9 protein-coding genes are annotated in these 12807 nt (G+C 75.1%); 4 read left to right on the plus strand and 5 right to left on the minus strand.

Features of this window, described 5'->3' with window-relative positions; translation table 11 throughout:
- Positions 1-39: 39 nt before the first annotated feature.
- Complete coding sequence (gene greA, locus ACH4TG_RS32605; RefSeq protein WP_398246221.1) at positions 40-537, minus strand: transcription elongation factor GreA; 498 nt, start codon at positions 535-537, stop codon at positions 40-42.
- Positions 538-823: 286 nt separating this feature from the next.
- Positions 824-1264, minus strand: coding sequence for a DUF4307 domain-containing protein (locus ACH4TG_RS32610; RefSeq protein ID WP_398246222.1), 441 nt, complete (start codon positions 1262-1264; stop codon positions 824-826).
- Between the two features lie 117 nt (positions 1265-1381).
- Here ACH4TG_RS32610 and mca point away from each other — a divergent pair, with 117 nt between their 5' ends.
- Positions 1382-2254, plus strand: a complete 873-nt coding sequence (gene mca, locus ACH4TG_RS32615; protein ID WP_398246223.1) for a mycothiol conjugate amidase Mca — start codon at positions 1382-1384, stop codon at positions 2252-2254.
- A 6-nt stretch (positions 2255-2260) separates the two neighbouring features.
- Positions 2261-2518: a hypothetical protein gene (locus tag ACH4TG_RS32620; protein WP_398246224.1), complete on the plus strand. Its 258-nt coding sequence runs from the start codon at positions 2261-2263 to the stop codon at positions 2516-2518.
- A 28-nt stretch (positions 2519-2546) separates the two neighbouring features.
- Here ACH4TG_RS32620 and ACH4TG_RS32625 read toward each other — a convergent pair whose 3' ends face one another.
- The 3 genes from ACH4TG_RS32625 to ACH4TG_RS32635 form a co-directional block, all read right to left on the minus strand.
- Positions 2547-6008, minus strand: coding sequence for a tetratricopeptide repeat protein (locus ACH4TG_RS32625; protein ID WP_398246225.1), 3462 nt, complete (start codon positions 6006-6008; stop codon positions 2547-2549).
- 672 nt (positions 6009-6680) lie between these two features.
- Positions 6681-8000, minus strand: a complete 1320-nt coding sequence (locus ACH4TG_RS32630) for an RNA polymerase sigma factor (protein ID WP_398246226.1) — start codon at positions 7998-8000, stop codon at positions 6681-6683.
- Between the two features lie 119 nt (positions 8001-8119).
- On the minus strand, positions 8120-8476 hold the full coding sequence (locus ACH4TG_RS32635; protein ID WP_398246227.1) for a YciI family protein: 357 nt from the start codon (positions 8474-8476) through the stop codon (positions 8120-8122).
- Positions 8477-8666: 190 nt separating this feature from the next.
- Between ACH4TG_RS32635 and ACH4TG_RS32640 the strand changes: the two genes are divergently transcribed.
- Both ACH4TG_RS32640 and ACH4TG_RS32645 read left to right on the plus strand, forming a co-directional pair.
- Positions 8667-10568: a protein kinase gene (locus ACH4TG_RS32640; protein ID WP_398246228.1), complete on the plus strand. Its 1902-nt coding sequence runs from the start codon at positions 8667-8669 to the stop codon at positions 10566-10568.
- Positions 10569-10694: 126 nt separating this feature from the next.
- The gene (locus ACH4TG_RS32645) at positions 10695-12746 is read left to right on the plus strand and encodes a thioredoxin domain-containing protein (protein ID WP_398246229.1); all 2052 of its coding nucleotides are present in this window, start codon (positions 10695-10697) and stop codon (positions 12744-12746) included.
- The last annotated feature ends 61 nt before the right edge of the window (positions 12747-12807 follow it).

Consider the following 12807-nt stretch of genomic DNA (forward strand, 5'->3'; position numbering starts at 1 on the left):
AGCAGTCCGGCGGCCGGGGTGACGTCGTGCTCGGGGGCGTCAGCCCTGGTAGGGCTTGACGTCGAGGATCTTCACCGTGGCCGACCTGCCGTTGGGCAGCTCGTAAGTGGCGTCCTCGCCGGTGCGCTTGCCGGTCACGCCGCTGCCGAGCGGCGACTGCGGGGAGTACGTCTCCAGATCGCCGGCCACGCCCTCGCGCGAGCCCAGCAGGAACGTCGTGGTGTCGTCGGGGTCGCCGTCGAAGGCGATGGTGACGACCATGCCGGGCGCGACGACGCCGTCGTCCGCCGGGGCCTCGCCCACCTTGGCGGTCTCCAGGATCTGGTTGAGCTGGCGGATGCGCAGCTCGAGCTTGCCCTGGTCCTCGCGCGCCGCGTGGTACCCGGCGTTCTCCTTGAGATCGCCTTCCTGGCGGGCTTCCTCGATCTTGGCGACGATCTCGGCGCGTGCGGGACCAGACAGGTGCTCCAGCTCGGCCTTGAGCTGGTCGTACGCCGCCTGGGTGAGCCAGGTGACGTTGTCGCTGGTCTGGGTCACAGGTGCTCCTCGTCGGTACTGTCGTGCGGTGTGCCTGTCCGGCGGACCCTCCGCGGACGGTGTGCCGTCGCGTCAACGAATGCGACCGGCCGATCGTCCCCGCAAGCCGGCACAGAGGTGTGTGCCCGGTGAACAAGTGCATTGCCACCGGCTGCCGGGACGAAACCACGAGCCTAACAATTCCCGGCGCCGGACGGGAGCGAAGCACCGGCCGCCCGGCACCGGCCCCCTCGCCCGGGGCAACGTCTCACCGGCCGGGCCGGCTCAGGCGGGCGGAACCGCCGCGTCAGGACGACGCGGTACTGCAGCCGACCAGCTCACCGGTGGTCCCGCGGGAGGTGGTGCGCACCGTGACGACGGTGTCGACCTGCGTGCCGTGCTGCGACAGCCGGACGTCCTTGCGGCCGACCTCGTTGTGGTCGGCGTCCTCCGAGCGCAGCGTGCACACCACGGTGGACCCGGCGTCCTTGTGGACCTCCAGATGGATCTCCACGGCCTGGTCGGAGACCGGCTTGAAGGCGACGACCTGCGCGCTGACCGGGCTGTCGGCGATGCTGCGGTAGCCGTACCAGCCGATGCCGGCGGCCAGCAGCACGCCGAGCACCAGCGCGAGGCGGCGCAGCTTGCGGTCGGCGCGGGCGTCCGCGTCGCGGTCGAAGCGGCGGTCGCCGCTGCCGTAGCGCCCCTCAGGAGGGGAGGCGGGCGGGCCGGACTGCACGGCCGTCATGATCGTTCCTCCCGTTCGGGGACCGTGGAATTATTCGCCCCCGCACTCGGTCACTATAGAAGGCGCCCTTCCCGCCGACGGAGGGGGATCGACAACGGGAGACTTGAGGTTTCTGCCTTGACTGAGCAGCTGCGACTGATGGCCGTCCACGCCCACCCCGACGACGAGTCGAGCAAGGGCGCGGCCACCATGGCCAAGTACGTGTCCGAGGGGGTGGACGTACTGGTGGCGACCTGCACCGGAGGCGAGCGCGGCTCGGTGCTCAACCCCAAGCTCCAGGGCGACCCCTACATCGAGGAGCACATCCACGAGGTGCGCGCCCGTGAGATGGACGAGGCGCGCCAGATCCTGGGCGTGCGCCAGGCGTGGCTGGGGTTCGTCGACTCCGGCCTGCCCGAGGGCGACCCGCTGCCGCCGCTGCCCGAGGGCTGCTTCGCGCTGCAGGACGTCGACGTGGCGGCCGGCGCGCTGGTGCGGCTGATCCGCGAGTTCCGGCCGCACGTGATCACCACGTACGACGAGAACGGCGGCTACCCGCACCCCGACCACATCATGACCCACACGATCTCCATGGCGGCGTTCGACGCCGCGGGTGATCCCTCGCGCTTCCCCGAGGCCGGCGCGCCCTGGACCCCGCTGAAGCTCTACTACAACCAGGGCTTCAACAAGCAGCGCACCATCGCGCTGCACGAGGCCCTGCTGGCCCGCGGCCTGGAGTCGCCCTACGGGGAGTGGCTCAAGCGCTGGGACGAGTTCGCCCGCCCGGAGCGGAACATCTCCACCCGCGTGCCGTGCGCCGACTTCTTCGAGATCCGCGACAAGGCGCTGCTCGCGCACGCCACCCAGATCGACCCCGACGGCGGCTGGTTCCGCGTCCCGATGGACCTCCAGCGCGAGGTGTGGCCGACCGAGGACTACGAGCTGGCGCGCTCCCGCGTGGACGTCTCCCTCCCGGAGGACGACCTCTTTGCGGGCGTCCGCGGGGCCTAGGGGACAATGGAGGGCGTGACTCAGACCCACGCCCTCCACCAGCTCGTTCCGCTCGCCGCCGAGCTGGACGACAACAAGGTGACGCCCGGGCTCCTCGGCTTCGTGATCTTCGCCGTGATGGCCGTCGGGCTGTACGCGCTCATGAAGAACATGGGCAAGCAGATGAAGAAGATCGACTTCGAGGAGAAGCCGGAGCAGAAGCCGGCCGCCGCCCCGAAGGACGACGCCCGGCCCCAGCGGTCCGCCAAGTCCGCCGGCGCCTGACCGCACCGGCGGCCGCCACCGGCCGGCCTCACATGCCGCCGCCCGCCGCGGGCAGCGCCATCGTCATGCGGGCCGAGCGGCCCGGCGTCATGCCCAGCCGCCAGGCGTCCCAGGGCCCGCCGGGGACGATGCTGCCGCGGTCCAGCAGCAGCCCGTAGGCGGCCGCGTACTCCTGAAGGTCCGGGTCCTGCCCCGGGTGCAGCTCCGCGGCCAGGGCCTGCAGCGTCGCCCGGGCCTCCTCGGCGACCTCCGGCGGGTACGCGGTACCCGTCGCCCCCGCGCTGTCCTTGTCCGCGGCCAGCAGCGGCAGGATCGTCGCCCGCAGGAACTCCGCCCAGTCCCGGCCGCGCAGGTCGCCGAGCGCGGAGAACAGCTCCGCGGCCTCCTCCAGCATCGTCAGCGCCTCCAGCAGCCGCCCGTTGCCGGCGTCGATCACGGCCAGCTCCACGCACGACCACGCCTCGCCGTGCTCGACCCCGATCCGCCGGAAGTCCTGCCGCGCGTCCTGGAGCAGCTGCCGGGCGAACCCGCTGTTGCGCAGGTTCCCGGTCCGCGCCGCCCGCTGGTCGCGGGTCACCCGCGCCGAGTGGTGCCGGGCGCACGCCAGCCCGTACACGTCCCGCATCCGGGAGAACATGCTGCGCGAGCGCTCCAGGGTGCGCAGCGCCGAGTCGGTGTCGCCGCACTCCTCCAGCGCCTGCCCCAGGTGGTACAGGGTCCACGCCTCGCCGCGGGCGTCGTCGTTGCCGCGGTGCCGCTGCACCGCCTCGTCGAGGTCGCGGGCCGCGTCCTGGGCGGCGCCGCGCAGCAGCCGCGTCCTGGCCAGCTGCGTCAGCGTCCACGCCGAGCCGCGCGGGTCGCGGGCCAGCGCGTACGACTGGCCGGCCGCCCGCAGCGACGCCTCGCCCTCGTCGACCATGCCCAGCAGCAGGTACGACTGGCCCAGCTGCAGGTGCGCCCACGCCTCGCCCTGCACGCTCTCGTTGGCCCGGTGCAGCGCCAGCGACTCGTGGAGCAGCTCCAGCGCCTCCCCGAGCCGTCCGGTGTCGCGCAGCACCGCGCCCAGCGCGTGCAGCGTCCACGCCCGGTCCTCGGCCAGCTCCGCCGACGTGCCCTGGATCGCCAGCGCCTCCCGCAGCTTGGCCTCGGCCTCCCGCAGGTTGCCCTGGTGGTGCAGCGTGATGCCGAGGCTGTTCAGCGCCCGGGCGGCGCCCGCCGGGTGCTGCGCCTCGAAGTACAGGTCGACCACCGACGTCAGGGTGGACCGCGCCTTGTCCAGCTCGCCGAGCTGCCGGGCCGCGATGCCGGTGCGCCACTGCACCGAGCGGACCAGCACCGAGCGGTCCTCGCCGGGCCGTCCGGCGCCCTGCGCGCGGGCCTGCTGGGCCTGCGCCATCTCGCTGATCTCGCCCAGCCGGTACAGGTCGCCGCGCAGCAGGCAGTAGTCGCACAGCGCGCCCAGCAGCGCCTGCACCGCGGCCCGGTCCACGCCCTCGGCGTTGCGCAGCGCCCCGGTGATGAAGCTGGTCTCCTCGTCCAGCCAGCGCAGCGCCTGGTCGAGGGAGGGGAAGCCGTGCTGCCCGAACCGGCCGGCGCGGGTGGAGGTCTTCCCCTCGACCAGCCGGATCACGGTGTTCGCCAGGTCCGCGTACGAGCGGATCAGCCGCTCGTGCGCGGCCACCCGCTCCACCGGGTCCTCCTCGTCCAGCAGCCGCTCGCCGGCGAACCGCCGCACCAGCTCGTGCGGGCGGTAGCGGCTGCCGCGGACGTTCTCCACGAGCCCGGCGGCCGCCAGCTCCTCCAGCCGGCGGCCGGCCTCCTGCTCGTCGGTGGCCAGCAGCGCGGCCGCGGCGGCGGCGCCGAAGCTGGCCCGGCCGGCCAGGGCGAGCCGCCGCAGCAGCCGGCGGTTGGGCTCCGGCTGGTCGTGGTAGCTCAGCGCCAGCACCCGGTCGACCGGGTCCTGCGGGCCGAACACCGCGATGTCGGCGGCCAGTTGGGCGGCGCTGCCGTGCTCGGGCAGTGCCGCGCCGGCGATCCGCAGCGCGACCGGCAGGCCCCCGCACAGCTCCCGCAGCCGCTCGGCCTCCTCGGGGCGCGGCCCCTGCGCCCCGGCCCCCTCGGCGAGGTCGCCGAGCAGCTCGAAGGTGTCGTCGAGGTCGAGCGGGCCGACCTCCAGGGTGTGCGTCCAGGTGTCCGGCAGCTCCAGGTCGAACGGCTCGCGGGCGGTGACCAGCACCAGGGACTCCGAGCGCTCCGGCACCGCGCTGCGCACCTGCTCGGCGGTCGTCGCCTCGTCCAGCACGATCACCACGGGCACGTCGGTGAGGTGCTTCTGGTACTGGTCGGTGAGCCGGCGCAGCTGCTGGCCGTGGTCCTGCCGCTCCTGCCGGTCCCGGAACAGCAGCTGGTCGCGGGGTGCGCCCAGCCGGTTCAGCAGGTGCAGCAGCGCGTCCCTGGCCGGCAGCGGGGCGTCCGCGCCGCGCAGGTCCACCACGCACGCGCCCCGGAACTGGTCCTTCAACTGCTGGGCGGCGCGCACCGCCAGCATGGTGCGGCCGCTGCCGGCCGGGCCGTGCAGCAGCACCACGGTGGGCCGCACCCCCGTCGACGCGCGGGCCTGGTGCACCCACTGGGCGATCTGCCCGAGATGGCCGCGGCGGCCGGTGAACGGCCCCTGGTACTCGGGGAGATGGCCGAAGGACTGGTCGAGCACGGCCCGGGTCCGGGCCGCGGCGCTGCGGTCGCCGGAACGGCGGGGCGGCGGGACGGTCGCGGGGCCCGGCACCTTGGCCGGGGCGGGGACCGGGCCCGCGGAGGGAGCCTTGCCGGAGGCCGCCGCCTTGCCCGAGGAGGCCGTCTTGCCGGAAGTCGCGGTCGTGCCCGAGGCGGCCGTCCGGCCGGAGGCCGCGGTCGTGCCCGAGGCCGGTGTCCCGGCGGCCGGGTCCGCGTCCGGGGCGGCCTCCGCGGCGGAGGCCGCCGCGGGTGCGGCCGCCCGCGCGGACTCCGCCTCCAGGAACGGGAGGATGCCGTGCCGGTCCACGGCCGCCAGCCACAGCAGCCGGGCCTGCGCGGACCCGCCGGGACCGGCGGCCGCGTCCTTGCCGCCCCGCCCGGACGTCACACCTCCCACGACCGCCCCGGCGACGCCCACCAGCGCGCCGGTCGCCAGCGCGACCCCCGGCCCCACCCCGAAGCCCAGATCCACGCCGAACGCCACCGCCGCGGAGACGCCCGCCGCGAGCCCGATCGAGCCGGACGCGCGCGGGGGAGTGCCGGACCGGTCGGCGGCGGCCAGCGCGCGCCGGTACGCCGCGTACTCCTCGGCCGCCGCGTCCGCGATCTCCGCCAGCTGTTCCCGCCCCCGCGCGAGCAGGGCGGCGGTCTCGGCAGGCGTGCGGTGCCCGGCGTCCCGGCCCGACACGGCCCGCTCCAGCAGCCGCTCCACATCCCCGCGATCCGCCGCCCGCAGCGCGATCCGTGACTCCGGCACATGTCCTCCCGCTGAAGGTCGACCACCCTGGGTGGTGTTGGTGCCCGCCCCGACCGGACGTCAAGCACCCGAACGAGTGTGAATCCGGTGGATGGGAAACGCACCGCTTTTGCGTCAACTCCCGCGTATGCGGTGCGCCCTGACGTCACGAGGCCGGCCCCCCCGGGGGGCGGGCGGGGGGTGCCGTGCGCTCGGCCGCGTCGGCGGTACGTCTTGGCCACGGCGGGCTGGCCCCCCGGGCGGGCGGGGGGTGCCGTGCGCTCGGCCGCGTCGGCGGTACGTCTTGGCCACGGCGGGCTGGCCCCCCGGGCGGGCGGGGGGTGCCGTGCGCTCGGCCGCGTCGGCGGTACGTCTTGGCCACGGCGGGCCGGCCCCCCCCGGGCAGGCGGGGGGTGCCGTGCGCTCGGCCGCGTCGGCGGTATGCCTTGGCCACGGCGGGCTGGTCGCGTGGTGGAGTGCCCCCCGTCAGGGGCGCGGGGTCCCCCAGAGCTGCGCCGGGGAGGTGCCCCGAGCGCGAGCAACCGGCCACCGGCCGGTGGTCCGGGACGGACAGAACTGCCCCTTCGGGGCGGTGACGACCTGAGGCCCGGAGATGGGCTCAGCGCGCAGTTCCCCGCGCCCCTTCGGGGCTCGTTGCCGTCGTACGGTCGGTGTGGGGCACCGTGGGGGCGGTCAGGGGGGCGGGGCGTTCGTGCCACGCGGGCAAGCCGTGGAGGACGCGCGCTCCAGCAGCAGCGTCCGCTCGGCCTTGTTGCGGGTCAGGGCGGCGGCCCGGGCGAACTCGGCGCGGGCCTCCGCGGACCGGCCGAGCCGGGCCAGCAGGTCGCCGCGGACGCTCGGCAGCAGGTGGTAGTCGGCCAGCGCGGCCCCGGCAGGGCTCGCGGCCAGCGCGTCCACCAGGGCCAGCCCGGCCGCCGGGCCCTGGGCCATGCCGACCGCGACCGCGCGGTTCAGCTCCACGACGGGGGAGGGCGCGCGGACCGCCAGCTGCTCGTAGAGCGCGGCGATCGCCGCCCAGTCGGTGTCCTCGGGGTCCAGCGCCCGCGCGTGGCTCGCGGCGATGGCCGCCTGGAGCGCGTACGGGCCCGGCGGGACGCCGCGCGCCCGGGCGGCCGCCTCCGCCCGCGCCAGCGCCGCGAAGCCGCGGCGGATCAGCAGCTGGTCCCAGTGGCCGCGGTCCTGGTCCAGCAGCAGCACCGGCACCGGGCCCCGGGTGCGCGCGGCCGAGCGGGACGCCTGGATCTCCAGCAGCGCCGCGAGCCCGTGCACCTCGGGCTCGGCCGGCATCAGTCCGGCCAGCACCCGGGCCAGCCGCAGCGCCTCCTCGCACAGCGCGGGCCGCATCCAGTCGTCGCCCGCGGTGGCGGCGTACCCCTCGTTGAACACCAGGTAGACCACTTCGAGCACCGAGGCGAGCCGGTCCGCCCGCTCGGGCCCGTACGGCACCTCGAACGGCACCTTCTCCCGGGACAGGGTGCGCTTGGCCCGCACGATGCGCTGCGCGACGGTGGCCTCGGAGACCAGGAAGGCCCGCGCGATCTCGTCCGTGGTCAGGCCGCCGAGCAGCCGCAGCGTCAGCGCCGCCCGGGCCTCCCGGGACAGCACCGGATGGCAGGAGATGAACACCAGCCGCAGCAGGTCGTCCTCGATCACCTCGGGGTCGTCCGGCTCCTCGAACGCGGCCGCGCCCTGGCCGAGTTCCAGCTCGTGCCCGAGCTGCTCCAGCTTGCGGGCGTACGTCTCGTTGCGGCGGATCCGGTCCACGGCGCGGCGCTTGGCGGTGGTCATCAGCCACGCGCCGGGATTGCGCGGCACGCCCTGCCCCGGCCACTGCTCCAGGGCGGCCACCAGCGCGTCCTGCGCCAGCTCCTCGGCCACGCCGAGGTCGTGCACCATCCGGGTCAGCCCGGCGACCAGTCGCGGCGACTCGATCCGCCAGACCGCGTCGACCGCCCTGCGGGCCCGCTCGTCCGCCGTCGCATCTGCACTCACGCCAACCCATGACAGCAGGCGCGGGCCGCGGGTGCAAAGCACCGGCGGCCCGCGCCACGGTCCCCCCGGCCCTGGGCCCGCCCCGGGCCCGGGCGGTGCGCCCGGGACCCGCGTCCCGGCTAGGCAGGCTCCTCGATCTGGCGCACGTACGAGGTCAGCTCCCACTCGGGGCCGTGGATGGCGAGGAACCGCGAAGCCCACTCCACCGCCTCCTCCTGGGACTTGGCCTGGACGATGCAGTACCCGCCGATGACCTCCTTGGCCTCGGTGAACGGACCGTCGACCACCGTCTGCCTGCCGCCGGACTGCCGGATCACCGTGCCCTCGTCGGCCGGCTTCAGCCCGCCGGTGTCCAGCAGCACCCCGGCCTTGGTCATCTCCTCGATGAGCTTGCCCATCTCCTCCATCAGCTCCTCGCTGGGGCCCTGCGAGGGAGCCTTCGAGGGGTCCAGCTCCAGCAGCATCATGTAGCGCATCGCACTGTCCTCTTCCACGTGTCCCGCGGCGGGCCTTCCCCGCCTTCACCAACGCGTCGAACGACCCCCCGGCGATTCGACACACGGCCCGGATTATTTTTTCCGGCCCGGTCGACTGCGTGCGGGCGCCGCACCGGCGACAGGCGTTCCGGCCTGACAACGCGTGCGCGGTTTGGCTAGCCTGCCGCGCATGACTGTGCACGGGGGAGACAGCGGGGACCTGAGTGGCCTCGGAGCAGTTCCGCTGCTGGCGGACGACCCGCGGCGGATCGGCCCCTTCGCGCTGCTGGGCCGGCTCGGGTCCGGCGGGATGGGCCGGGTGTACCTGGGCGTGGCCGGCGGGCGCTTCGCCGCGGTCAAGCAGGTGCATCCGCACCTGGCCGAGGACCGGGGCTTCGTGCGGCGCTTCGGCCACGAGCTGGACAACCTGGCCCGGCTGCCCGCCGGGGTCAGCGCCGAGCTCCTGGACAGCGATCGCGAGGCCCGGCCTCCGTGGCTGGCCACCGCCTACATCTCCGGCGTCACCCTGGACGAGGCGCTCCGCACGAACGGCGGGCCGCTGTCCGTGGCGGACCTCTGGCTGCTGCTGCGGGAGGCCGCGGCGGAGCTGGCGGCGGTGCACGAGATCGGTGTCGTCCACCGGGACCTCAAGCCGTCGAACGTGATGCTGCGCCCCGACGGGGCGACCCTGATCGACTTCGGGGTGGCGCAGGCGCTGGAGCAGAGCCGGCTGACGCAGACGGGGATGGCGATCGGCACCCCGGCGTACATGTCTCCCGAGCAGGCAGCCGGCGAAAGGGAGTTGACCGCGGCCACCGATGTGTTCGCCCTCGGCTGCCTGCTGGGGTTCGCGGCGACCGGGTGCCCGCCGTACGGCGACGGCGGCGGGGTGCAGATGCTGTACCGCATCATCCACCAGGACCCCGACCTCGGACCGCTGCGCGCGGTCGACGAGGACCTGGCCGCCGTGGTCGCCGGCTGCCTGGCACGGGATCCGCAGGCCCGGCCCACCGCCGCGGAGTTGAACCGGACGGCCGTGGAGCACGTGACCGGGGACGCGGTGCTCTGGCCGGAGCCGGTGCGGCAACTCCTCGCCAGGCACGCCGAGTCGGCGAAGCGCATACCCGAACCGGAGCCGGCGCCCGAGCCGGCGGCGGCAACGGCGGTAGCGGCTGCGTCCGAGCCCGCGTCCGAACCGGCTCCCGGTCGCGATCCCGCGGGCAGGGCGAACGGAAAGGCCGTACCGCCCCAGGCTGCCGCTCCCGAGCGGCGCAAGTGGCGGTTCCCGCGCATCGTGGTGGTGCCCCTGGTCATCGCCGCCACCGGCGGCGCGGTGGCCCTCGCCCCCTACGTTCTCTCCCCGAAGACCCACACCCCGCCCTCGGCCGAAGGCAGCGGCACGGTGAGCGCTTCCGCCGCCGGCGCGTCCGCGGCCGGCACCTCGTCTGCCGGCGCGGCACCGTCCACCGCCGCGTCGTCGACCAGGCCGGCCAACTCCCCGACCGGCCACGCCGGCGGCGCCCCCGGCGGCAAGCACCCGCACGGCACGGCCACCGGAACGTCGAAGCCGACGGGCTCCGGCAGCACACCGGGCGGTTCGGGGAAGACGGGCGGGTCCGCGGGCGCGACGGCCTCGGGTGGTGCCGGCGGCTCGGGCAGTTCGGGCGGCGGCAGCACCTCCTCGGGCGGCTCCGGCACCACCGCGAGCGGCACCCACCGGCTCAAGTCCGCCCTGGACGGGCGCTGCCTGATCTTCGACCTCAACCACAGCACCGCCGCCTACCTCGCGGGCTGCTCCTCGGCCGCCTCCTTCAAGTGGACCTACGCCGCCGTGTCCGGCGGCCGGTTCGAGCTGCGCAACGCGGCCAGCGGTACCTGCCTCGCCGGCACCGGCAGCAACTTCACCTACATGGCCACCTGCGGCAGCACCACCGCCGACCTGTGGAAGTTCGGCTCGTCCACCTCCAGCGGCACCGTCGTGGAGAGCGCCTCGACGGCCGGGCAGTGCCTCCAGAACAGCACCACTTTCGCCGGGGACGCCGTCACGACCAACTGCGCCCGGTCGGCCGACATGCTGTGGTCGAACGACTGAACCGGCGCAGGCCGCGGGGCCTTTGCGCCGTCCGTGTGCGTGCGGCGTGCCGGTGTGGTCACGACCCGGCGACACCCGGGCGGCGGGCGGTGACGGGAGGTGCCGGGGGCGTGAGAAGGTGACGGTGTGAACCGACTCGGTGACGCTACCTCGCCCTATCTGCTGCAGCACGCGGACAACCCGGTGGACTGGTGGCCGTGGGGGGAGGAGGCGTTCGGCGAGGCCCGCAAGCGCGGGGTGCCGGTGCTGCTGAGCGTGGGGTACAGCAGCTGCCACTGGTGCCATGTGATGGCGCACGAGTCCTTCGAGGACGCGGCCACCGCCGAGTACCTCAACGAGCACTTCGTCGCGGTGAAGGTCGACCGCGAGGAGCGGCCCGACGTCGACGCGGTGTACATGGAGGCGGTGCAGGCCGCGACCGGGCAGGGCGGCTGGCCGATGACGGTCTTCCTCACCCCGGACGGCGAACCGTTCTACTTCGGCACCTACTTCCCGCCGGTCGCCCGGCAGGGCATGCCGTCCTTCATGCAGGTGCTGGAGGGTGTCGTCGCCGCCTGGCGGGACCGGCGCGACGAGGTCGGCGAGGTCGCCTCCCGGATCGTGCGGGAGCTGTCCGAACGGGCCGGCGCCTACGGGGTGCCGGTGCCGGTCGGCGAGGGCGAGCTGGGCAGCGCGCTGCTGGGCCTGACCCGCGAGTACGACGCGCGGCGCGGCGGGTTCGGCGGCGCCCCGAAGTTCCCGCCGTCGATGGCGCTGGAGTTCCTGCTGCGGCACCACTCGCGCACGGGTGCCGAGGGCGCGCTGCAGATGGCCCGCGACACCTGCGAGGCGATGGCCCGCGGCGGCATCTACGACCAGCTGGGCGGTGGCTTCTCCCGCTACAGCGTCGACCGCGACTGGGTGGTCCCGCACTTCGAGAAGATGCTGTACGACAACGCGCTGCTGATGCGGGTGTACGCGCACCTGTGGCGGGCCACCGGCTCCGACCTGGCACGCCGCGTCGCGCTGGAGACCGCTGACTTCGTGATCGGCGAACTGGGCACCGCCGAGGGCGGGTTCGCCTCCGCGCTGGACGCCGACAGCGACGACGGCTCGGGCAAGCCCGCGGAAGGCGCCCACTACGTCTGGACACCCGAGCAGCTGGCCGCCGAACTGGGCCCGGAGGACGCCGCGTTCGCCGCGGCCTACTTCGGGGTGACCGAGGAGGGCACCTTCGAGCACGGCGCCTCGGTCCTGCAACTCCCGCAGGGCACGGGCGTGGTGGACGCCGACCGGGTCGGCTCGGTGCGCGAGCGGCTGCTGGCCGCGCGCGCCCGGCGGCCGCGTCCCGGACGCGACGACAAGGTGGTCGCCGCCTGGAACGGCCTGGCGATCGCCGCCCTCGCCGAGACCGGCGCCTACTTCGACCGCCCCGACCTGGTGCAGGCGGCGGTGGACGCCGCCGACCTGCTGGTCCGGGTGCACATGGACGGCCGCGGCCGGCTGTTCCGCACCTCCCGCGACGGGACCGCCGGCCCGCACCAGGGCGTGCTGGAGGACTACGGCGACGTCGCCGAGGGCTTCATCGCCCTGGCAGGCGTCACCGGCGAGGGCGTCTGGCTGGACTTCGCCGGGCTGCTGCTGGACTCGGTGCTGCACCACTTCACCGCCGACGACGGCACCCTGTACGACACCGCCGACGACGCGGAGGCGCTGATCCGGCGCCCGCAGGACCCGACGGACAACGCGGTGCCGTCCGGCTGGAACGCCGCCGCCGGCGCGCTGCTGTCCTACGCGGCGCACACCGGCTCGCAGGCGCACCGGTCCGCCGCCGAGCGGGCGCTGGGCGTGGTGGGGGCGCTCGCGCCGCGGGCCCCGCGGTTCGTCGGCTGGGGACTCGCGGTGGCCGAGGCGATGCTCGACGGGCCGCGCGAGGTCGCCGTCGTCGGCCCCACCGGCGACCCGCTCACCTCCGAGCTGCACCGCACCGCCCTGCTGGGCGCGGCGCCCGGGGCGGTGGTGGCCATCGGCGAGGAGGGCTCCACCGAGTTCCCGCTGCTGGAGGACCGCCCCACCCGCGGCGGCCGGGCCGCCGCCTATGTCTGCCGGCACTTCGTGTGCGACGCGCCGACCTCCGACCCGCGCACGCTGCGCTCGCAGCTGCGCTCCCAGGTGTGGACGGGGCCGCGCCGCAGCTGAGCATGACGAAGCCCCGCCTCCCGTGGGGGGCGGGGCCGGGGCTGACCTGGGGACGGTGGCC

It is taken from the genome of Streptomyces sp. NPDC020917 (genome assembly GCF_044333795.1).
GTDB lineage: Bacteria > Actinomycetota > Actinomycetes > Streptomycetales > Streptomycetaceae > Actinacidiphila.